Origin of the sequence: Aerococcus sanguinicola, assembly GCF_001543145.1 — a bacterium.
Taxonomy (GTDB): Bacteria; Bacillota; Bacilli; order Lactobacillales; family Aerococcaceae; genus Aerococcus; species Aerococcus sanguinicola.
The window spans coordinates 273,169-295,632 of sequence record NZ_CP014160.1 but is presented as its reverse complement, the minus strand read 5'-3'; the positions used below and the strand labels follow the sequence as shown (position 1 = coordinate 295,632).

At 50.3% G+C, this 22,464-nt stretch carries 24 protein-coding genes; all 24 read left to right on the top strand.

The genetic code is table 11. The features are described 5' to 3' along the window. Positions 1-11: 11 nt before the first annotated feature. Complete coding sequence (yhbY, locus tag AWM72_RS01515; RefSeq protein WP_067972107.1) at positions 12-323, top strand: ribosome assembly RNA-binding protein YhbY; 312 nt, start codon at positions 12-14, stop codon at positions 321-323. Between the two features lie 11 nt (positions 324-334). Continuing rightward, positions 335-976 carry a nicotinate-nucleotide adenylyltransferase gene (locus AWM72_RS01510; protein ID WP_067972104.1) on the top strand — a complete coding sequence of 214 codons (642 nt, stop codon included), beginning with the start codon at positions 335-337 and terminating at the stop codon, positions 974-976. Continuing rightward, entirely contained in the window at positions 966-1,583 is a 618-nt protein-coding gene (yqeK, locus tag AWM72_RS01505; protein ID WP_230080844.1) for a bis(5'-nucleosyl)-tetraphosphatase (symmetrical) YqeK, read from the top strand. Before AWM72_RS01510 ends, yqeK begins: the two co-directional genes overlap by 11 nt. Continuing rightward, positions 1,583-1,942: a ribosome silencing factor gene (gene rsfS / locus AWM72_RS01500; protein WP_067972102.1), complete on the top strand. Its 360-nt coding sequence runs from the start codon at positions 1,583-1,585 to the stop codon at positions 1,940-1,942. The genes yqeK and rsfS overlap by 1 nt, the downstream gene beginning before the upstream one ends. Before the next feature lies 1 nt (position 1,943). Continuing rightward, complete coding sequence (locus AWM72_RS01495) at positions 1,944-2,708, top strand: class I SAM-dependent DNA methyltransferase (protein ID WP_067972099.1); 765 nt, start codon at positions 1,944-1,946, stop codon at positions 2,706-2,708. A gap of 1 nt (position 2,709) precedes the next feature. Then, on the top strand, positions 2,710-3,915 hold the full coding sequence (locus AWM72_RS01490) for a nucleotidyltransferase family protein (RefSeq protein ID WP_067972096.1): 1,206 nt from the start codon (positions 2,710-2,712) through the stop codon (positions 3,913-3,915). Between the two features lie 114 nt (positions 3,916-4,029). Then, the gene (locus AWM72_RS01485) at positions 4,030-4,581 is read left to right on the top strand and encodes a YceD family protein (protein WP_067972093.1); all 552 of its coding nucleotides are present in this window, start codon (positions 4,030-4,032) and stop codon (positions 4,579-4,581) included. 24 nt (positions 4,582-4,605) lie between these two features. Next, the gene (rpmF, locus tag AWM72_RS09165; protein ID WP_083272321.1) at positions 4,606-4,791 is read left to right on the top strand and encodes a 50S ribosomal protein L32; all 186 of its coding nucleotides are present in this window, start codon (positions 4,606-4,608) and stop codon (positions 4,789-4,791) included. A gap of 433 nt (positions 4,792-5,224) precedes the next feature. Further along, the gene (locus tag AWM72_RS01480; RefSeq protein WP_067972090.1) at positions 5,225-5,602 is read left to right on the top strand and encodes a DUF3397 family protein; all 378 of its coding nucleotides are present in this window, start codon (positions 5,225-5,227) and stop codon (positions 5,600-5,602) included. A 600-nt stretch (positions 5,603-6,202) separates the two neighbouring features. Next, on the top strand, positions 6,203-6,634 hold the full coding sequence (mraZ, locus tag AWM72_RS01475; protein WP_067972087.1) for a division/cell wall cluster transcriptional repressor MraZ: 432 nt from the start codon (positions 6,203-6,205) through the stop codon (positions 6,632-6,634). 14 nt (positions 6,635-6,648) lie between these two features. Continuing rightward, positions 6,649-7,605, top strand: a complete 957-nt coding sequence (rsmH, locus tag AWM72_RS01470) for a 16S rRNA (cytosine(1402)-N(4))-methyltransferase RsmH (RefSeq protein WP_067972085.1) — start codon at positions 6,649-6,651, stop codon at positions 7,603-7,605. Between the two features lie 25 nt (positions 7,606-7,630). Then, positions 7,631-8,056: a cell division protein FtsL gene (gene ftsL / locus AWM72_RS01465; RefSeq protein ID WP_067972082.1), complete on the top strand. Its 426-nt coding sequence runs from the start codon at positions 7,631-7,633 to the stop codon at positions 8,054-8,056. Next, entirely contained in the window at positions 8,053-10,194 is a 2,142-nt protein-coding gene (locus tag AWM72_RS01460; RefSeq protein WP_067972080.1) for a penicillin-binding protein, read from the top strand. Before ftsL ends, AWM72_RS01460 begins: the two co-directional genes overlap by 4 nt. Positions 10,195-10,219: 25 nt before the next feature. Then, the gene (gene mraY, locus AWM72_RS01455) at positions 10,220-11,167 is read left to right on the top strand and encodes a phospho-N-acetylmuramoyl-pentapeptide-transferase (RefSeq protein ID WP_067972077.1); all 948 of its coding nucleotides are present in this window, start codon (positions 10,220-10,222) and stop codon (positions 11,165-11,167) included. A gap of 9 nt (positions 11,168-11,176) precedes the next feature. Further along, entirely contained in the window at positions 11,177-12,574 is a 1,398-nt protein-coding gene (gene murD, locus AWM72_RS01450; protein WP_067972075.1) for a UDP-N-acetylmuramoyl-L-alanine--D-glutamate ligase, read from the top strand. An 18-nt stretch (positions 12,575-12,592) separates the two neighbouring features. Then, positions 12,593-13,696, top strand: coding sequence for an undecaprenyldiphospho-muramoylpentapeptide beta-N-acetylglucosaminyltransferase (gene murG / locus AWM72_RS01445; RefSeq protein ID WP_067972071.1), 1,104 nt, complete (start codon positions 12,593-12,595; stop codon positions 13,694-13,696). 19 nt (positions 13,697-13,715) lie between these two features. Beyond that, positions 13,716-14,999: a cell division protein FtsQ/DivIB gene (locus AWM72_RS01440; protein ID WP_067972068.1), complete on the top strand. Its 1,284-nt coding sequence runs from the start codon at positions 13,716-13,718 to the stop codon at positions 14,997-14,999. A 541-nt stretch (positions 15,000-15,540) separates the two neighbouring features. Next, complete coding sequence (gene ftsA / locus AWM72_RS01435) at positions 15,541-16,953, top strand: cell division protein FtsA (RefSeq protein WP_067972065.1); 1,413 nt, start codon at positions 15,541-15,543, stop codon at positions 16,951-16,953. 28 nt (positions 16,954-16,981) lie between these two features. Beyond that, positions 16,982-18,247 carry a cell division protein FtsZ gene (gene ftsZ, locus AWM72_RS01430; RefSeq protein WP_067972064.1) on the top strand — a complete coding sequence of 422 codons (1,266 nt, stop codon included), beginning with the start codon at positions 16,982-16,984 and terminating at the stop codon, positions 18,245-18,247. Between the two features lie 2 nt (positions 18,248-18,249). Continuing rightward, positions 18,250-18,921, top strand: coding sequence for a YggS family pyridoxal phosphate-dependent enzyme (locus AWM72_RS01425; RefSeq protein ID WP_067972061.1), 672 nt, complete (start codon positions 18,250-18,252; stop codon positions 18,919-18,921). A gap of 10 nt (positions 18,922-18,931) precedes the next feature. After that, complete coding sequence (locus AWM72_RS01420) at positions 18,932-19,468, top strand: cell division protein SepF (protein ID WP_067972058.1); 537 nt, start codon at positions 18,932-18,934, stop codon at positions 19,466-19,468. Then, positions 19,461-19,712, top strand: a complete 252-nt coding sequence (locus AWM72_RS01415) for a YggT family protein (RefSeq protein ID WP_083272319.1) — start codon at positions 19,461-19,463, stop codon at positions 19,710-19,712. The genes AWM72_RS01420 and AWM72_RS01415 overlap by 8 nt, the downstream gene beginning before the upstream one ends. Positions 19,713-20,594: 882 nt before the next feature. Beyond that, on the top strand, positions 20,595-21,383 hold the full coding sequence (locus AWM72_RS01410; protein ID WP_067972052.1) for a YlmH family RNA-binding protein: 789 nt from the start codon (positions 20,595-20,597) through the stop codon (positions 21,381-21,383). A 16-nt stretch (positions 21,384-21,399) separates the two neighbouring features. Then, positions 21,400-22,182 (top strand): DivIVA domain-containing protein, encoded by a 783-nt coding sequence (locus tag AWM72_RS01405; protein ID WP_067972050.1) that lies wholly within the window; start codon positions 21,400-21,402, stop codon positions 22,180-22,182. Positions 22,183-22,464: the final 282 nt, after the last annotated feature.

The window sequence follows — 22,464 nt, the reverse complement described above, 5'->3', positions numbered from 1 at the left end:
GAGCGTGAAAGATGTTAAACAATAAAGAAAAGAAGTATCTCAAAAAGATTGCTCAAAAGGAAAAGGCCATTTTTCAGATTGGAAAGAATGGCTTGAATGATGAATTAATCAAGCAAGTGGACCAGGCCTTGGAGAAGCGGGAATTGGTTAAATTAAACATCCTCCAAAATTCCAGCGCTGAGGTCGACCAAGCAGCTGAGGAATTGGCGACTGGCTTGCGAGCAGAGATTGTCCAAACCATCGGCAAGACTTTGGTTCTCTACCGGCCTTCCCAAGAAGCCAAGAACCAAAAGCTGTCAGCTGAAGTTAAGGCTTTGGGCTAGGAGGCGAGCGTATGGGAGCGCGTGACCAACAAAGCGCTGGCCTTGCGCTAGCCAGCCAATTAGAAGAAAGGACCAAGAAGCGGCGCCGTGTGGGGATCTTGGGTGGGAGTTTTAACCCCATCCACCAGGGCCACTTAATCATTGCCGACCAGGTCTATGATAAACTTTGCCTGGACCAGGTTTACCTGATGCCCAACTACCAGGCCCCCCATGTGGACCCCAAGGCTTTTCTCGATGCAGACAAGCGCTTGGCCATGTTAGAGTTGGCAATTGCTGGCAATGAACACTTGGCCATTGAAAAGCTTGAACTCGAACGCAAGGGCAAGTCCTATAGCTTTGACACCATGGATATCCTGACCAAGCTCAACCCCGATACGGATTATTACTTCATTATTGGAGCGGATATGGTGGAATACTTGCCGACCTGGTACCGGATCGATGACTTGGTCGAGACGGTTCAATTTGTCGGGGTCAAGCGCCCGGGCTATCAACTAGAAACTGACTACCCGGTCCTCTATGTCGATGTTCCGGAAATGGCGATTTCTTCGACCCAGATCCGCCAGGCCGTTAGCCAGGGCCACAGTATCCGCTACCTTGTCCCCGAAGCTGTCAGACACTATATTGAAGAGGAGGGATTGTATCTTGACGCTTGACGAGATGACCTATCAAAAAAATTTAATTCAAGTTTCTCGAGCAGAGCTCTTGGACCGGGCCCAAGCCCGTTTGTCCAAGAAACGCTTCCGCCACCTCTTAGGGGTGGAAGAGGCAGCTGTCCAACTAGCTGACCGCTATGGTGAAGATAAGGAGCGGGCCAGTATCGCAGCCTTGCTCCATGACTATGCCAAAGAGGCGAGCTTAGACGAGCTCCAGGCCTTTGCTGACCATCCGGATTACGATCCAGATTGGCCTGAAGCGGGCAATGCCATTTGGCACGGTCCCCTTGCTGTTCTGATGGCCAAACGCGACCTGGGATTGGGCGATCGGCTGATTGAGCAAGCCGTTTGGAACCACACCCTGGGGAGTTTAGCTTGGACGGGCTTGGATAAGATTTTATATATTGCTGATTATATTGAAGCCAACCGCGACTTTCCCGGGGTCAAAGAAGCCCGCAAAGTCGCTGAAAAATCACTGGACGCTGCCGTTGACTACAAGATCCGGCACAGTTTAATGCACTTATTGGAAACAAGGAAGCCAATCCACCCACAAACGATTGCCGTTTATAACCAGTGGGTGCAAGCACATGAGGAGGATGCCTTTTAATGACAGCTAAGAATACGGAACTATTAGAATGCGTGGTAAAAGCGGCGGACGACCGTTTGGGTAAGGACATTGTTGCCTTAGATATGGCGGGTTTGACGACCTTGGCTGACTACTTCGTGATCGTAACGGCCAATAATGAGCGCCAGGTGAATGCAGTCGCCGATGCTGTGGAAGAAGCGGTTTACAAGAACGGCTTTGACGTTAAACAGGTGGAAGGCCGCCAAGCAGGCAAATGGGTCCTGCTGGATTGCCAGGATGTCATTGTCCACATCTTCCAAGCGGACGAGCGGGAACGCTATAACTTGGAAAAACTCTGGCATGAAGCCCCGCTTCTAAACCTTAACGACTGGTTGAGCTAAGATGGCCGATAAGAATTACCAAGTCTTCCAGGAGGTTTACGACCTCCTCTTCGACAAGTCCCTCTATCCGGCCTGGGCTGATTTTTGCCAGGAGGCCCTGGACCGCTACCTGCCAGGCCAAGACCATTACCGGCTCTTGGATGTGGCTTGCGGGGACGGGGAGTTTGCCTTGGAGATGCTCGATCGCGGTTTTGACGTCAGGGGCTATGACCTGTCTGAAGACATGGTAGCCCGCGCCCAAACCCGTTTGGCAGAAGCTGGTTACAAGGACCGCATCTACCAGGGGAATATGTTGGAAGACCAAGCAGAAACAGGCTATGACCTGCTGACTCTTTTCTGCGACAGCCTCTGCTACTTGGAGGGCCCAGAAGAGCTAAGCCGATGCTTCTTGGCCCAGGCCAAGGCCTTAAAAGCTGGGGGACTTTTTATCTTTGACATCCACTCGGCCTATCAGATGAACCAGGTCTATCCCGGCTACCAATATATTGAAGAATGGGATGATGCGGTCTTTACCTGGCGGAGTGAGCAAGTACGGGGCGAGGGGACCATCGACCACTTGCTAAATATCTTTGTCGAAGACCCAGAAACGGGCTATTATGAACGTCATGAGGAGCTTCACCGGGAACAGATTTTTCCTGTGTCCTGCTACCAAGACTTGCTCAAACAAGCTGGCTTTGGGGACGTGCAGGTGAGTGCTGACTTTAGCTTTGAAGCTCCCGGTCCCGAAAGTCAGCGGCTCTTTTTTACCTGTGTGAAGGAGGGTTAGGATGCGTGCCTGCGGTGTGATTGCGGAGTGGAATCCTTTCCACAATGGCCACGCTTACTTGTTAGCTGAGGCCAGGCGGGTCAGCCGAGCCGACCTGCTTGTGGCCGTGATGAGCGGCAATTACTGCCAGCGCGGGGAACCGGCTATCGCCTCGAAGTGGGACCGGGCTGGGGCGGCTTTGGCCAATGGGGCTGACCTGGTCGTGGAACTCCCGCTTTGGTGGGCTAGCCAATCGGCCGATTATTTTGCCCAAGCGGCCATTGCTTATTTGAATGCCCTGGGCTGCCAGGATATCGCTTTTGGGGTTGAGACGGCTGATTTTAGCCCTTATCTGACCTTTGCGTCCTGGCTGGCCCAACACCCTGAAGCTTTGGACCGGGCCCGGCAGACAGTCAGCCAAGATAAGGCCAGCCATGCTGACCAGGAATTAGCGGCTTGGGCCTATCTTTTGGACCAAGAAGAAGAATTGGCGGGTCTTCACTTGGATTTTGAAGACCAGTCCAATACCCTCTTGGCCATGGTCTATGCCTTAACGATTTACCGTGGTCAATTCGAGATGATGCCCCATCCTATCCAGAGGCGGGGCGATAGCCACCGGCAAGACCAGGCGGTGGACCAACACTTCGTCTCGGGAACCTATCTCAGGCAGGCGCTCCAGTCAGGGGAGCTAGGGGACCTGGCCCCTTACTTGCCGGAAGAGATGCTTTCGCGCTTGGCCCAACAGGAGACTTTTCCCAGTCTCGAAGCCCTTTATCCCTATATCCGCTACCTGCTCCTGGTTCAGGACCGAAAGACGCTGGCCCAGATCCATCTGATGGATGGGGGCATTGAAGGTCGGCTCCAAGACGCCGCCCGTCGGCACCGGAATTTAGAGGACTTCCTAACTAGCGCTCAAACGCGGTCCTGGCCCCGCTTGCGGCTCCAGCGTCTCCTTCTCATGCTGGCCCTGCAAGTTTCCAAAGGCCGACTCCAAGCCCTCCACCAGGGGTCCCAGCCCATTTTTATCCTGGCCCAGTCAGAGCCAGGACGGGCCTATTGCCGGGCCATCAAGAAACAACTTCCCGCTAATTACCGCTGGATAGGGCGGGTCAACCGTGACGTCGCCCAGACCTGGCCCGAGTGGCTAGCGGCCGACCAAATCTACAGCGACTATTTACTCCAGACAGACCGAGACGAGAACTTTGGGCGTTGGCCGATAAGCCCTTGAAAAAATAATCATAGAAAGGGAGCAAGAAGAAAAAATTGACTTGTCAAGGAAATATCATTGACAAATGCTCGATGAGTCGGTATAATTTTTCTTGTTGCTTAATGGTGGTCAATCATGAAATGGTCATTTCAAGAATTACGAATTCAGGCGCAAGATCCTCTAGCCATTGATACCAGCATCGAAATCTCCGATGAGATGCAGGAGCGTAGCGATGAGATCCTAGCCATGTCGCCCGTAAAGGTTGACGGCTTCGTGATTTATGAAGAGGCAACTGTATTGGCACAACTGCAAATAGCATTAGATGTGACGCTACCATCTTCACGATCCTTAGAGCCTGTCAATGTGTCGATGGCCTTTTCCATTAATGAGCGTTACTTGCCTAAGGGCATGGAAACAGATATCATTGATGATGAGGCGGTTCTACAAATCGAAGTTGAAGGGAATTCAGTCGATCTTACTAGAGCGATTGAAGACAACATCTTGCTCCATTTGCCGCAACAGCGCTTAACAGCTGAAGAAGCAGAGGAGCAAGAACTTCCAATGGGCAAGGACTGGGATATGATGACGGAGGATTCTTACCGCTCAAGTCTTAAGGGCGAGGAAAAAATCGATCCGCGCCTTGCAAAGCTGAAGGACTTGTTTGCTGATGAAGCGTCTGAAGATTAAATGACGATATAGGAGGTGTGAATGATGGCAGTACCAAAGCGTAAAACATCAAAAGCAAAAAAACGTTCACGTCGTACACATTATAAATTAAACGTACCAGGTATGAACGAATGCCCTAACTGCGGCGAATTACGTAAATCACATCACGTATGCCCAGCATGTGGTTACTACAACGGTAAAGATGTGATGACTGAAGAAGCAGCTGAATAAGTTGACTAGAAAGGTTGGGATCCCCAGCCTTTTTTTGTTAGGGTGTGAGGGCTGGCGGGAGAAATAGACCTCTGGAGCCAAAAGCCAGAGAAGACTGAAAGTCTTCGGCGGATTTTGGTGAAGAGGAGCTATTTCTGCCAGCCCGAACCCGACTATAGGGTGTGAGCAAAGGCGATTAGAAAGGGATGACTGGAGGCAAAGAAGATAAGAGCGGCTTTAGCCGATCGTTCCACTTTGCTGAAGTCACTCCCTTTCTCCCTTTGTGAACCCGACTGGATATGATGAGGGGAGCTACTTCTGTGCGAGCAAATCCAACTTTGTTAGGGTGAGGGTTACTCCAGTTAAAGAAAGTCACCGTAAGTGCTTACAGACTTTTGCCACATTCCTTATTAAAAGTATGCTAAAATAAAAGAAAAAAGACGGGGTGTTGCTCATGGAAGCTTTTACTTGGTTTGAAATTATTCTCTATATCCTTCCCATCCTCACTATTATTTTGGTGGCCAAATATGGGAAGCCTTATTTGAGTGATGGCAAGCACATTAACTTAGTGGTGATTGATGTGGTCCATCCGATTCTCTGGCTCTGCTTCCACCTCGTCTCTCAGTTGGTCCTCCACTGGTCCTTCCTGCCTATTGTGCTCGGTATCGTTTCTGTTCTGGCCCTGGCCATCCTCGCCATCCAGTTCCGCGATAACCTGCCCTTCACACCGGGACGCTTCCTGCGCCGGCTATCTAACCTAAGCTTTATCATCGTTTTCCTTCTCTATTACGGCTTTGTTTTCTATCGGATCTTCGCTTTGATCTTCGCCTAGGCCGATCATCTAAAAATTTAATCGCTTGAAATCCACCAACCCTAAGGCCCCAAACCAGCAGCCACTAGCTCTTGGTTTGGGGTCTTTTATTATGGCAACTTATTACTTAATGATTGAACAAAAAGGTTGTTTCTTATTGGTGTTTCTTTATGAGCAGAAGTGGAGCTTTGAAGTTGGCACTTAGCCATGAACAAGCAAGCAATGTGAATTACGGCTAGTAGGCCCTTTTTTTGAGGGCCGTACTAGCCGTTTGAAGCTCGCTAGGTGAGGGACCTAGGCCCGAACCGGTGCCATGCTTTAGCCGTTGGAGCAAAGCGACTTACGGATAAAGTACAAGACGGCTTCAGCCGTTGTTGATCCTCTAAACGTTTAAGGGCTAAATTCAAAAGCGGAACGCGCTCACCAATAGCCTGTTAAAGTATTTCTTTGCATCTTCCCCCTCAATCTTTAAACTTTTGTTTAGTCTGTTCACGAAAGGGGAAAAATTGTGGAGAATTGTGGTGCAAAGTGGTAGATTATGGTAAACTTAACTTAATTTAGGAATTAAATCTTTGAAAAGTGCTTTAAACAATCGGGGCTGAGGCTGAGGGTGACGATAAGATGTTAATGGGCGAGTACAAACATAATATCGATAGCAAGGGTCGTCTAATTATTCCAGCGAAACTGCGGGAAGAATTAGGGGAGCTTTTTGTGCTTACCCGGGGGCTCGATGCCTGCATCTTCGCCTATCCCTTGTCCACTTGGGAGCAGATCCAGTCGAAATTAAAGGACCTGCCCTTGGTGAAACGCCAGGCCCGGGCCTTCACCCGCTTCTTTTATTCAGCAGCGGTTGAGGTTTCGGTCGACAAGCAGGGTCGGGTTAACATTCCCCAGGTCTTATTGGACCATGCCCAGATTGAGAAGGCTTGCCAGATTGTGGGCGTTATGGACCGGGTAGAAATCTGGAGTAGCGACACTTGGCAGGCCTACCAAGATGAACTGGATGATAGCTTTGAAGATATTGCTGAAGAATTATTTGACTTAGGTTTATAGGAGGAGGTCTTAGGGTGACAGAAGACTTTAAACATATTACCGTGCTGCGTGAGGAAAGCGTGGAGGCCCTGCAGGTTAAAGCAGATGGCATCTATGTGGATTGTACCTTGGGCGGTGGGGGCCATAGCCGGCTGATTTTAGATTACTTGTCTGACCAAGGCCGGCTCTACGCCTTTGACCAGGACCTCACAGCTATCCAACATGCAGAAGAACGTTTTGCTGAGGAAATCGCCCAAGGCAAGCTGCAATTGATCCACCGCAACTTCCGCTATCTCAAGGAAGAATTGGCGCGTTTGGACGTTGACGGTGTGGATGGTGTCCTCTATGACCTGGGCGTCTCGTCCCCCCAGCTGGACCAAGTCGAGCGGGGTTTTAGCTACCACCAGAACGCGCCCTTGGACATGCGGATGGACCAAACAGCGCCTTTGACGGCCGAAGATATTGTCAACGACTGGTCCTATGACCAGCTAGTTAAGATCTTTTACCGCTATGGTGAAGAGAAGTTTGCCAAGCAGATTGCCCGGCAGATTGAACGCCGCCGCCAGGACCACCGGATCAAGGAAACCGGCGAATTAGTCGAGCTCATTAAAGAAGCCATTCCAGCTCCTGCCCGGCGTAAAGGCGGTCACCCGGCTAAACGGGTCTTCCAAGCCATTCGAATTGCAGTTAACGATGAACTCGGAGCTGTGGAAGATTCCTTGGAAGCGGCTTTAGACTTGCTCAAGGTCGGTGGCCGGATTTCCTGCATTAGCTTCCAATCCCTTGAGGACCGGATCGCTAAGCAGCTCTTCAAGGACGCCTCGACGGTCGACCAACCACCGGCCAATATTCCAATCCTCGCCCAGGATCTGGAAGAAGCCTCTTACCGCTTGGTCACCCGCAAACCAATCTATCCATCAAAAGAAGAACTGGCCCATAATCCACGGGCCCAAAGCGCTAAATTGCGTGTTATCGAAAGAATTAACGATTAATCACACTCGTGAAGGGAGAAAAAACATGGGACTCTTCGCACTACACCCAGAACAAGCCAGTCTTGCCTATGCCATGCCAGCTGAGAAGGCGGCCCCCTTGGAGGACCAGCCGTCTAGCCCCAAGAAAAGTCAGGTTCACCTGGTCCAAAAGCCAGCCCATAAAGTACACAGTCAGAAGCGTTTTCTGACGACGGCGGACTGGATCAAATTGATCAGCATGTTCATGGTGACCGCTGCCTGCCTGATCTTTCTCGTTGCCAGCAAGGCCCAGTACATGCAGGCCGACCAGGAACTCAAAGGCATCCAGGCTCAAATTTCGGATGTACAGAATAATAAGAATAATATCCAACAGAAGGTCAACGAACTCGGCAACTATGACCGGGTCATGGAGGTTGCTAAAGACCAAGGATTGACCATGGATGAAGACAATATAAGGAATGTGGAAGAATGAAAACAAGTCAAGAGCAAAGAAAAGAGCGGCGTCAATTCCTGCATTGGATGCTGATCGCTGTTGCCGTCCTCTTCGCTAGCTTGATCTTGAGATTTGCCTTTATTATGCTCGGTGGCCATGTCAATGGCGTAGACCTCGAGCAGAGCGCCCAAGCCATGTATCAACGAAGTAGTATCTTAACGGCTAAACGGGGGACCATCTATGATATCGGTGGCAACCCCCTAGCCCTGGATGCTACTTCTTATTCATTGTATGCCGTCTTGACCGAGGCTTGGCAGGACGCTGAACACGTTACCGCTGAAACGCGTGACCATACGGCTGAGGTCTTGAGCCAGCACTTGGATATGGATAAGGAAGAGATCCTGAAGATCCTCTCAACCAAGAATGTTAACCAGGTAGAATTCGGCAATGCCGGGTCAGACCTCTCCTATGCCCAAATGGACGCCATCCGCCAGGAAAAATTACCCGGCATTGAATTTAGAGAAACACCGAGCCGGTCCTATCCCAATGGGGTCTTTGCTTCCCATCTGGTCGGCTACGCCCAGTTCAAGCAGGCTGAGAATGCTATGGATGACCGCTTAGTCGGCCAGTTGGGTCTGGAGAAGAACAAGGACCAGGAACTCCAAGGCAAGAATGGCTATGTGAGCTTCAGCAAGGCCGAGCAAAATGACCAGGAAGAGGAGGCGGCAGATGACCAAATCGCCCCTGTGGATGGACAGAACCTCTACACGACCCTGGACTCTCGCTTGCAAACCTATTTAGAGACTCTGGTGACCCAGGTCAATGACACCTACAAGCCAGAGAACCTAACAGCCATGCTGGTGGACCCCAAGACCGGTAAGATCGCAGCGGCTACCCAGCGCCCTACCTTTAACCCGCAGACCCGGGAAGGGTTGGATACCATGTGGAAGAACCTGCTCGTTGAAGAATCTTTCGAGCCGGGCTCTACCATGAAGGTCCTGACCCTGGCAGCGGCCATTGAAGAAGGGGTCTTTGATCCCAATGCGACCTATATGTCAGGAGCTATCAGCGTGGATGGTGGCGTGATCCGCGACTACAACCATGTCGGCTGGGGTATGATCAGTCAGCTGGACGGGGTAGCCCGGTCCTCCAACGTGCTCTTTGTCCAATTAGTGGGCGATATGGGCTATGATGTTTGGAAGGAATACATGTACGAATTTGGCCTCATGCAAAAACCTAACTCCGTCTTCAAGGAAGAGGTGGCAGGGTCCATGTCCTATGACTATGAAATTGAAAAAGTCTCAACCGGTTTCGGTCAGGGCCTCCGTGTAACGCCTTGGCAGATGGTCCAGGCCTTCACTGCCATTGCTAATGGGGGCGAGATGATGCGCCTACAAATTATCGACCGAATGGAAAACAGCCAGGGCGACTTGCAAGTGGTCCAACCCGAGAAGATTGCCGCTCCAATCTCTAATGAAACGGCCCAAAAGACTCTCCAATACCTGCGCCGGGTGGTCGAAGATCCTCAGGGTACAGGACAAATGTATGCCGTGGAAGGCACTGAGATTGCGGCTAAGACGGGGACGGCTGAAATCTATGATACGGACAAGCAGGCCTATCTGAGTGGGGGCTTTAACTACCTCTATTCGGTAGTTGGTTTTGCCCCAGCTGATAATCCCCAATACATTCTCTACCTCACCATCAAAAAACCGAAGATGGCAGGGGATGGTAAGCAACCGGCAGTCATGCTAGCAGATATCTTTGTTCCCCTATTAACACGGGCCCTAGATTATGCTAAGCTAGCTGAGACAGGAGGCTATGACCAGGCTGAGATGATCGACGTGACCGGGAAGAATCCGGGCGCTGCCCAACAAGCATTAGAGCGCCACGGCTTCCTCAAGGTGGAAGTCCTGGGCACTGGCAAGCAGGTCATCGACCAGTCACCTAAGCCAGGGAGTAACTATTCTATGGCTAAGAAGGTCTATCTCTTGACTGATGAAGGGGTCCGCCTGCCAGACTTTAGCGGTCTGACACGCAACGAGAGCGAGGCACTAGCCAAGCTCCTCAATATCCCGGTGCGGATTGAGGGCGAAGGTCTCGTCGTCGGTCAGAGTGTGGACGTGAACACACCGATTGAATCAGTCGACCAAGTCCTCCTACAACTCCAACAACCTTAACTGAAAACAACGAAAGGGTTTCGATATGCTATTAAGTTTCATTTTCTGCTATGCCATCACCACGCTGGCCATGCCTTTCTTTATCAAGTACATGCACAAGAAACAGTTTGGACAAGCCATCCGTGAAGAAGGGCCGGCCTGGCACCAAGCCAAGAGTGGGACCCCAGCCATGGGGGGGCTGGTCTTTTTGGGGGCCAGTGTGCTCACTGTCTTGATGATGAGTATTGTCCAACAGCACTGGTCTAACAGTGCTTGGGCCCTTGTCATCGCCCTCCTTTTCTTTGGTGGAATTGGTTTCGCGGATGACTTTCTGAAGATTTTCAAGAAGCAAAATGAGGGCTTATCTTCCAAGCAGAAGTTTGTCCTCCAGCTCTTGGGTTCGGCACTGATGTTCTTTATCTTTGTCCTCTTTGGCTTGGAAGTTGAAATCCCTATCTTCAACATCGCCAGCCTGAGCCATCCCATCTTGATTTTCTTTTTCTTACTTTTTTGGATCACCGGCTTTTCCAATGCCTTTAACCTTACCGATGGGCTGGACGGCCTATCGTCAGGTTGTGGGATTATTTCTTTTGCTGCTTATTTGACCATGGCTCTCCAAGCCGGCGAGCAAGGCATTGCCCTCTTCTGTGTGACCATGATCGCCGCCTTGCTCGGTTTTATCCTCTTCAATGTGAAGCCAGCCAAGATCTTTATGGGGGATGTGGGCTCTTTGGCCTTGGGAGCGGTGCTCGCCGTTCTCTCTCTTTTGATTGGTAACCCGTGGACGCTGCTCTTTGCTGGGATTATTTATGTGGCAGAGACGGCCAGCGTGATCTTGCAGGTGGCTTCTTTCAAATTGACAGGCAAGCGGATCTTTAAGATGAGTCCTATCCACCACCACTTTGAGATGCTAGGTTGGTCCGAATGGAAGGTCGACCTAGTCTTCTGGGCTGTTCAAATTATCGGCGCACTGATCGCCATCGCTATCTTCTAGGAGGAAATTATGGAAGAAAGACTAGAAATTAATCGGGAATCGCTAAAAAATAAAAAAGTCCTAGTCCTAGGACTGGCCATGACAGGGATGAGTGTGGTTAGACACCTGACGGACCTGGGCGCCTTTGTCACTGTGAATGATATCAAGCCCTTAGAAGAAAATAAGGAAGCCCAGACCCTGATCGAAGAGAATGTCCGGGTCATTGCGGGCTCGCACCCGGTGGAATTGCTGGAGGAAGACTTTGCCTTTATGGTCAAAAATCCTGGCATTCCCTATAGTAATCCCATGGTCCAGGCCGCCCAAGCTAAAGGCCTGCCGGTCTACACGGATATTGAGTTGGTCGGCCAACTGACGTCAGCTGAAATCATTGGTATCACGGGGTCTAACGGCAAGACCACCACCGCTTCCTTGACCTTCCAAATCCTAGAAGCTGCAACGGACTTGCCGGGCAAGAACTACCTGGCAGGGAATATCGGTCTAGCGGCCCTGGATGTGGCCCTGGATGCCAAGGCGAGCGATCGCTTGGTGCTCGAGCTTTCCAGTTTCCAATTGATGGGGACCTGCAGCTTCAAGCCTAAGATTGCTGCTATTACCAATCTGTATCCGACGCATTTGGACTACCACGGCAGTATCGAAGGGTATCTGGAAGCCAAGTGGCAGATTACGGCCCAGCAGGAGGCATCCGATTACCTGATTTTGAACGCCGACCAGGAAGTGCTCTGGGACAAGCGGCATGAGACCCAAGCCCAAGTTATTCCCGTTTCACTAACGGGTCAGTCTCGGGAAGGAGCTTGGTACGATCGGGCTCACCAGCGCTTGATGTGGCGAGAAGAAGCCGTTGTCGAGCGGGACCAGGTCTTTATTCCTGGCGACCATAATGTCCAAAATGCCCTAGTAGCGATGGCCATTGCTAAATTATTAGGTGTTTCCAATACGGCCATTCAAGCCGCTTGCCAGAGCTTCCATGGGGTAGCCCACCGGATGCAATTTGTTTTGGACTACCAAGGTCGTCGCTTCTATAATGACTCCAAGGCAACTAATAACAATGCCGCGAAGACAGCTTTGCGCAGCTTCCAAGCCCCTATCGTTTGGGTTGCAGGAGGCCTCGACCGGGGTCTTGGCTTAGAGGACTTGAAGCCCGAACTCGGCCAGGTCAAGGCCATGGTCGTGATGGGGCAGACAGCTGACCGCTTTGCCAAGCTGGCTGAAGATATGGAAATCCCTTATGTCCATGCCAAGAATATCGAAGAAGCGACTGACTTAGCCTATGCCCAGAGCCAAGCCGGCGATGTGATCTTGCTCTCGCCAGCTTGTGCCTCTTGGGACCAGTACCTCAATTTCGAAATGCGGGGCGAGCGTTTTGTCCAAGCAGCCAAGCACTTAGCCCAAAGTAAAAAGGATCATTAACTAGGAAGGATGGAAAGCATGCGTGTTGTCTTATCGGGTGGCGGAACGGGAGGCCATATCTATCCTGCGCTCGCCTTACAGAAGAATATACTAGCCCATTACCCAGATGCCGAATTCCTCTATATCGGGACCGCCCAGGGAATGGAAGCCAAGATTGTGCCAGAACAGGGGATCCCCTTCAAGACAGTCCGGATCCAAGGCCTGAAACGGTCGCTGTCAATGGATAATCTGAAGACAGCTCTCTATATGCTCCAGAGTGTCTCAGCGGCCCGCAAGCTCTTAAAAGACTTCCAGCCCGATGTCGTGGTCGGCACAGGGGGCTATGTCTGCGCGCCTGTCCTCTACGCCGCTTCGCATTTGGGCCTGCCAACCGTGATTCATGAGCAGAACTCAGTAGCTGGGATTACCAATAAGTTTTTAAGTCGTTATGTGGATAAGATTGCAATTTGCTTCGACCGGGTCAAGGCGGATTTTAGCCGCTATGCTCATAAGATTGTCTACACCGGCAATCCCCGGGCCCAGGAAGTGGCTGCTATCTCTGACAAGGTTGATTTGACGGAATATGGGCTGGTCAACAATCGTCCGACGCTCCTGATCTTCGGGGGGAGCCGGGGCGCTCAGCGGATCAACGATGCAGTTATGGCCTCGCTGGAAGCTTTCACCAAGCGGCCCTACCAAGTCCTGATCGCCACGGGTGAGATCTATTATGATGATTATCAAAAAGAATTTGACCATTTGGACCAGCTGACCAATGTCAAGGTGGTTCCTTATATCAAGAACATGCCCCAACTCTTTAATACGGTGGACCTGGTTGTCTGCCGGTCAGGGGCAACGACCTTAACTGAACTAACGGCTCTGGGGACGCCGAGCCTGCTGATTCCAAGCCCTAATGTGACGGGCAACCACCAGCAGCGCAATGCTGAGTCCCTGGTCGACCACCGGGCAGCCAAGATGCTCTTAGAAGAGGACCTGAATAATGATCTCTTCCTGGAAATGATTGACGAATTGATGGCCGACGACATCCAGCGGGTACAGATGAGCCAACAAGCCCGACTCCTCGGAGTACCAGATGCAGCGGACCGTCTCCGCCGGGTCCTGGAGACAGCCATCGAAGAAAAATAAAGCCTAAAGGGGGAAAAGCATGGACTGGGAGAAAGAAAGACGACGTTATAAAAATAAAGCACACCCCTCAAGATCCCGGGTTAGTGGCCGGGAGGAAGGCCAGCCGTCGCCAGCTTCCTCGCACCAGTCGCAAGCAAGCTCTGCAGGCCAGCCGAAAAAGCAGGCCCGATCAGCCACCCAAAAGCCCCAAGCGCCAAAGCAACAGGGACGGCGGATTAAAGTTTGGCGGTCGGTCAAAGACCAATTCGGACGTCAGGACAAGGGCCAGGCCAAGCCTAAACCGCCTAAGCAAAAGAAAAAAGCCAAGGTACCGGCTAAGACACGCTGGGCCTATTATGGCTTCTTTATCTTTCTTCTCTTAGTCGCCAGCTACTTGGCCTCGCCCCTCAATCATGTGCGCAACATCCAAGTGCGGGGGACGCGGCAGATCAAGGAAGAAGACCTGGTCCGGGTATCCGGCCTCCATCCTTCCATGAGCCTAGGCCGGGTGGAATCCCTCCAAGAAAGCGCCATGCAGCGGATTAATGCTGCCTATCCCCAAGTTCAGAGCGTGAACATCCAATTGGACGACCAGCGCAATGTCTTGATCAATGTCCAAGAACACCGGGTAGTCGGTTACGTGAAGAAGAAGGACTTCTACTATCCGGTCTTAGAAAACCAGATGATCTTGGATAAGGCCCTGTCTGAACCCGACAAGCAATTGCCGGTCTTTGAAGGCTTCGATGACGGGCAGATCCTTAAACTCGCGGAGCAGCTAGGCAAACTGCCAGATCGTATCCTCCAGCAGATTGGATCGATCCACAATATCTCAACGGCTGATTACCCCAACCACCTCGCTCTAAAGATGCGGGACGGGAATATTGTTACGGGCTTTATGCTGAAATTTGTGGACTACCTCCAGTACTATGACCAAGTTCTGGAAATCTTGGACGGGCAAAAAGGACTCTTGGATATGGACCTGGGTATTTTCTTTACCGAATTGACACCAGCCAATAATCCATTTGCGAGTCCAGAAGAGAAGGAAGTCTATGAAGCTGCCCACCCATCGCCTGCCCAGGAGGACCGGCAAGAAATTGAAGTCAAGGCAGAGGGGGACCAAGCAGAGGCAAGTGCTGAAGCGGATCACTCATCCAGTGCTTCAAGCCAGAGTCAGGTCAGCACATCCGATTCATCTGGCACAGGCAGTGCAGCGAGCACGGCCAGCCAGGAGACTCCTGACCAGGCTCCGGCTAGCCAGGTCGCACCAGCTAGCCAAGCAAGTGGAGCTCAGGCCAGCAGCCAAGCTTCAAGCCAGGCCCAATAGAAGATCGGTTAGCTAATTCATTTGAAAGCGGAATTTTCCGCTTTTTTTATTTGCTCCTCTAATTTTTTATATTGAGGGTAAGTAAACAAAAAGTCTATATCAATTATTTTTGAACAACAGCGAAACGAATGCTGACCAGCACAATTTATTGGAAATCCTTTATTTTTAATTTCTTGACAAATCCTAGCTTTTCCTCTTGGGGCGCTTGCTTCTGATTGCTATAGGTATTTCTGTATGGTAAACTTGATTATAATCTGATATTTATAGCTTCTATGAAGAGGAAAGTGTGACAAAAGCTAACAGGCTTGGATCTTTGCAAGGGATGATAAGGAAATTTATTGTCGCTGAAGGCAAAGTGGAGATTGGCTTTTGGAGCAGGTCCTAGTCTCTTTATCAAGAGGAGAGCTCGGCACTTGCTAGCTTTCTTTTCTTTCATTGATTTAGGAAAAGTTTACTGCTTTTGCTACTTTATTTATGTTAAAATAGAAGCGATATAGACATATCTTGATTATTGATTAAAGAATTTGGAGGTTTCAATTACATGGTGCAACCAAAAGTTTATGCGAGTCTCGATATTGGAACCACTTCAGTAAAAGTTGTTGTTGCCGAATATGTGAACCAGCACCTGAATGTTATCGGTGTTGGGAGTGAACGTTCAGAAGGCTTGAGCCGGGGTGTGATTGTGGATATCGACAAAACGGTCGAAGCCATCAAGAGCGCTGTCCGTCAAGCTGAACGCAAGTCAAACTGTGAAATCAAAAACGTCATTGTTGGCGTACCATGTAATCAAGTGAACATAGAACCTTGTTATGGGATGATTGCAGTGGCAAATGAGAACCGTGAAATCACGGATAAAGATGTCAACAATGTCCTATCTGCAGCTAAAGTACGTGCAGTTCCACCAGAACGGGAGATCATTTCGGTGATCCCTGAAGAGTTCGTGGTTGATGGTTTTGATGGCATCCGCGACCCACGTGGAATGATTGGCGTTCGTTTAGAACTCTATGCGAGCATGATTACGGGGACCAAGACGATTATTCACAATATTCGCCGCTGTGTTGAGAATGCGGGCTTGAATATTGCCGACTTGGTCGTTCAGCCCCTAGCAACAGCAGCTGCAGCCTTATCTGAAGGGGAAAGAGATTTCGGAACGATTATTATCGATATGGGTGGTGGCCAAACGAGCGCCAGCGTTATCCATGACAAGCAATTAAAATTTGCCTACATCGACCAAGAGGGTGGGGAGTATATCACTAAGGATATCTCCACTGTCCTAAACACAACCACCGAGAATGCAGAGCAGATTAAGTTGGAATACGGCTATGCGGATTCCCGCCATACCAGCGAGAATGAATTTTTCCCGGTTGAAATTATCGGCAAAAAAGAACCCGCTAAGGTAGACGAACACTATCTTTCTGAAATTATCGAAGCTCGCGTGATGCAAATTTTGGAAACGATTAAACGTGCCTTAGACCAAGTCGAAGCCTTTGACCTACCTGGTGGCGTGGTTATCACGGGTGGGGCTGCTGCTCTGCCTGGCGTGATTGACCTGGCTTCAGAGTATTTTGGAACGGAAGTGCGTTTCTATATTCCTGAGCATGTAGGTTTGCGCAACCCGATGTTCGCGACGGCAGTTGGCCTGGTGGAATACGCATCGGGTCTCGAAGAAATTTACCATGTGGCCCAAGGTTATAACTTTGACAACCGGAGCCGGGACGCAGCTAAGCAAGAGGAAGAAAGCTATACCCGCCCTCAAGTCCGGGCTTACGAGCCGGAAGTCGACCATGAAGTTCAAGCAGAGAGCGTTCCTGAAGCGCCTTATGCTAGCTATGAAGAAGAGCTTCATGAAGAAGAAAGCAGGGGCACTCGCCAAGCAGCCGACCATGCGGCTAAAGAAGGCAATGAAGGCTTCGCTGATAAAGTGAAGAGCTTTTTTGAAGATATCTTTAACTAAGACGAGTAATGATTCAGGAGGATAAAAGATGGATTTAGAATTTGACAATTTACAAGATTTTGAACGCGGCGCTAACATCAAGGTCATTGGTGTTGGTGGCGGCGGTAATAACGCGGTTAACCGCATGATCCAAGAAAATGTACGTGGGGTAGAGTTCATTGTAGCGAATACCGATACCCAAGCCTTAGCGCACTCAAGCGCTGACGTGAAGATCCACCTCGGGCCTAAGATTGCCCGTGGACTCGGTGCTGGGGCCCAACCAGAAGTTGGCCGCAAAGCCGCTGAAGAGAGTGAAGACCAAATCCGTGAAGCTTTGCAAGGGGCAGACCTTATCTTTATCACAGCTGGTATGGGCGGTGGGACCGGTACGGGTGCCGCACCGATCGTCGCTCAAATCGCTAAAGAAGAATTAGGCGCTTTAACGGTAGGGGTTGTGACCCGTCCCTTCACCTTCGAAGGACCTAAGCGTGGCCGCTCAGCTGCGGAAGGGATTGCCAAGATGAAGGAACATGTCGATACCTTGGTTACAATCTCCAACAACCGCTTATTAGAAATCGTTGACAAGAAGACCCCAATGCGGGAAGCTTTCGGTGAAGCTGACAATGTTCTACGCCAAGGGGTTCAAGGGATTTCTGACCTGATTACCTCACCTGGCTATGTGAACTTGGACTTCGCGGACGTACGTACCGTGATGCAAGACCAAGGGACAGCCCTAATGGGGATTGGCGCTGGCCAAGGTGAAAACCGGACCTCTGACGCGACCAAGAAGGCTATTTCATCGCCATTACTTGAAGTATCTATCGATGGGGCAGAACAAATTCTTTTGAACATCGCTGGTGGCGAAGACCTGACCCTCTTCGAAGCTCAAGATGCTGCTGATATTGTTTCTGCTGCTTCTTCTTCAGAAGTGAACATCATCTTTGGTACGACAATCAATGAAGACCTGGATGATGAAGTCATTGTAACGGTCATTGCGACTGGGATTGACGAAGAGCGTCGCCATGAAGAAAAGAAAGCTAGCCGTCAAAGCTCTGCCTTCAAGACTGGTGCCCAAAGCGCAGCCAGCCGTGACTATGGCAATCGTCCTGAATACTTTGAGCAAAAACAAGCCCCAAGTCGTCCAGCCCGTCCAAGCCGTCAAGATAACTATGATGACTGGGAAGCGCCACGCGATAACCGTCGCCCAGCTGGAGATGACTACAACAACTACAATGCACCGAACGAAAGCTATGGTAATGAGCTAGGTGAAGATGAATTAGATACGCCACCATTCTTCAGAAAGCGTCGTCGGTAAGCATGACCTACCAAGATAATGTACAGGCCGTTCGCCAACGGATTCAAACTGTGCAGCAGGAATCAGCCTTGTCCTCTAAGGATGTCAGGCTGATTTGTGTTTCTAAGTACCATTCGGTGGAAGAGACCATGTCCCTCTACCAAGTGGGCCTGAGAGACTATGCTGAGAATTATGTGGATGGTCTTTTAGAGAAGAAGGCAGCTATGCCTGATGACTGTGTCTGGCACTTAATCGGCCCCTTGCAATCGCGTAAGGTCAAGGATGTTATTAATGAAGTGGACTACTTCCATGCTTTGGACCGGTTAAAGATTGCTAAAGAGATTCAAAAGCGGGCCGACCATGTCGTCAAGTGCTTCGTCCAGGTCAATGTGTCAGGGGAAGAAAGCAAGTCAGGGATTGCTCCAGAAGAATTAGAAGCTTTTATCGAGGGCCTGGCCAAGTTTGACAAAGTGGAAGTGGTCGGTTTAATGACCATGGCTCCCCATGATGCCAGCGATGAGGCCATCCATAGCTACTTTGGCCGCTTGCGTGAGTTGGGGCAAAGTGTCCAAGCTAAAGACCTCAGTTATGCTCCTTGCCAGGAACTGAGCATGGGAATGAGTTCGGACTATCCCTTGGCTGTTGCTGAAGGGGCGACCTTTGTTCGGATTGGCTCTGCCTTGTACCAAGAATAATGGGGGATTTATGGCATTTAAAGACTTTGTGCAATCGATTTTTATCAATGACGACCAAGAGGTGGAGGACTACGCCTTCGACGATGACCTAGCTGCTTCCCCAGAAGCAGCAGATGCCTTGGCTAGAGAAGATTTTGAAACGGAGGAGGATGTTCAGATGGCTGACCAAGCAAAGAAGACCAATCAAAAACTAATTCGCATGGATGGGGGCCGTCAAGCAAGTCAACAGACGATTCAAATCTTCCTGCCGAGAATTTTTGGCGAAGCGGAGCGCATCGGAGACCTTCTTCTAGAAGGCAAGGGTGTGATCTTGAACTTTGACCGGATGGATGATGCTGATGCTCGCCGCTTTATCGACTATATCGCGGGTGTGGTCTTTGCCATCCATGGTGACATGCAGCGGATTGGCCAGGATGTCTTCCTAGCTGTTCCGGCGACGATTGACATCCAAGGGGTCTACGAAGACCAAGTCGATCCGAGCCACTACCGCTACGAGTCCGACCGCCGCTATGACCCTTTCAAGGAGGAACAAGACATCCATGACTAATATCATTTGGTTACTACAAGAACTGATCCAGCTCTACAGCTTTGTCCTCATTATTTATGCCCTTCTCTCCTGGTTTCCCGGCGCAAGAGATAGCAAGTTAGGACAATTGATCAATAACCTGGCCGAGCCCTACATCTCCTTCTTTGATTCCTTCATTCCTTCACTCGGAGGAATTAGTTTCAATGTAGTCATTGGCCTGCTCGTGCTCCAATTAGCCCAACGCGGCCTGACAATCTTTTATTAAAAGGGCAAGGGTGTGAGACTTGGCGTTTAGACTCGGATGATTGGAGCAAGTCAGAATAAGAGCGAAGTATTCGCTCGTTTCTGACTTGTGAAATCACTCCGAGTCTGCCAAGTCGAACCCGACTACATAGGGTGTGAGCAAAGGCGTTCAGAAAGGGATGACTGGAGGCAAAGAGGATAAGAGCGGCTTTAGCCGATCGTTCCACTTTGCTGAAGTCACTCCCTTTCTGCCAAGTCGAACCCGACTAGATCAGGGTGTGAGGGATGGCGTTTAGCTTTCCTTCACTGGAGCAAGTCACCAGAGCAGTCTGAAAGACTGCGGCGGAGACTTGTGAAGTGACAGGAAAGCTGCCAGCCCGAACCCAACTATAGGGTGTAAGCAAGAGCATTTAGCTTTGGATGATTGGAGCAAGTCAGAATAAGAGCGAAGTATTCGCTCGTTTCTAGCTTGTGAAATCACTCCAAGACTGCCAAGTCGAACCTGACTAGATATGAGCAAAATAAGTAATTAAGGTGAGAATCAACAAGCTAGCAGAGACCTTGCTAGCTTGTTTTAATTATGGGGACCTTGTCCATCTTGCCTAGCAAGTTACCGCCAGTCGACCTGCTAATAGGTCCCTCGTTCGCGTCTTGCCGCAAACCTACTTGCTAATGGGGAAGTCGTTCGCAAGTTGTCGCCAAGCTACTTTCTAATGGCGGGCATGTTCGCAAGTTGGTAGGTACAAGGGACGCCCAGCAAGCCAATTGATAAGAGAACCAGCACAACTTCCTATAGTCTGCTGTTAACTTTATAAATCTTGCCTGCAATTTTCAGCGAATTCTTTCCACTTGGGTAAGTCTTAGTGTAGAATAAAGGAAAGAGTGTAGAAAGGAGGGCTCCGATTTGTCGGGAGACCTATTCCAACATTTTCCTGCAGAAGAAAAAAATTTCGTCGAACAAGTGCTAGACTGGCAAGGCCAGGTTCTTGACCAATACCGGCCTATTTTGTCCGACTTTCTCGATCCGAGAGAACAGGTGATTGCCCAAACAGTTCTGGGCCAGTCCCATTCAGACTATCGCTATGCCTTCTGGGGAGGCTATGACCAGGCCGAGCGCCAGCGTCTCTTGATCTATCCTCCTTATCTTGAAGCGGAAGAAGTGGACTATGACTTGGTCCTGGTTGAGATTTCCTATGCCAAGAAGTTTAACCAGCTGAGTCACCGCCAAGTTCTGGGCAGTTTGTTGGGACAGGGGCTGGAGCGCAAGGTCTTGGGAGATATCCTTAGCGATGGCGAGCGATGGCAATTCATTACCAGCCAAGAGCTCTTGCCTTTCTTCATCCAAGAAGTCGATCGGGTGGGCCGGGCCAAGGTGGCGCTCCAGCCCATCCCTTGGTCAGACCGCGTCCAGAGCCAGGAGAACTGGCAAGAGCGGCCTATTAGTGCGGCCTCCTTGCGCTTGGACCTGGTCCTGGCTGAAGCCCTTAACTTGTCTCGAACCAAGGCCAAGTCACTGGTCCAAGCTAAGGGCATTAAGCAGAACTGGCAGGTCCAAGACCGGGTAGACCGGGAAGTGGCTGTTGGCGATACTCTCAGTGTCCGCGGCTACGGCCGGCTCTATATTGACCAGATCCTCGGCCAGTCCAAGAAGGGCAAGGTCCGCTTGGCCATCCAGTATTTAGCGAATCAATGAAAAGAGGTTGATGATAGTGAATGCAAGTGATTTAAAGGATAAAACCTTCAAGAGTAAATTATCAGGCTATGACAAACAAGAGGTGGACAGCTTCCTGCAAGAAGTGAGACACGCCATGGATAATCTGGAAACCTTAAACCAGTACATGCAGCAAGAAATCTTCGAAAAAAATGCTGAATTGGATGAATTCCGGGGCAAGGAATCAGCCCTCAACCGGTCCATTGTGGTGGCCCAAGAAGCCGCAGATAAATTGCGGGAAGAAGCTCTCAACGAGGCTGAACTAATTGTTAGCCGGGCTGAAGAGTCGGCCAATGAGCTCTTGACCCAGGCAGCAGAACGAGCTGTGGCTGTCGATACCGAAACAACCTATCTCCAACAGCACGGCCAGGTGCTCAGGGGCCAGCTCTTAGGGCTCATCCACAATAGCCAACAGAGCTTAGAAGATGAGCGTTGGGATAAGATTTTCACCGCTCGCGAAGAAGCCCGGGGCGACTGCCCTAACCTTGAAGAATTGATCGCTGACTTGGATCTGCCTGTACGCAACGACAAGGCGGCAGAAATCTTCGACCTGGCCAATGCCCAAGTCGATGAAGCCAAGCAGAAGGAAGAATTCTTCAACAATGACCAAGTGGCTGTCATGCCTGATGAAGTCAAGGAGGTCCTCGAGCCCGAAGATGTTGAGCACCTCACCCAAGGCCAAGCCGCCCAAGAAGAAGCGCCAAGCCAGGAGGGAATAGGGGCAGCCCCTGAAGAAAAGCAAGCATTAGTCTTTAAGAATGCGGATGAGCCGGACGATTAAGAAGTCTGGGCTTGAAAAATGAGAAGAATTTTAGTATCATTAGCCATGTATATAAAACAGAACGGAACACGGTCTTAAGGGGCGCTTATCAGAGAATCTGCGGTAGCTGTGAAGCAGACTAAGCTAAACTTAAGATTATCATCCGAATGAGGCTCTGCTGAAATGAAGTAGGCGGAGACGTTAGCGGCGTTAACGCTTTAAGAGTTGCTTGCAACTAAATTTGGGTGGTACCACGATCGCTTCGTCCCTTGCGGATGGAGCTTTTTTTATGTACAGGATATG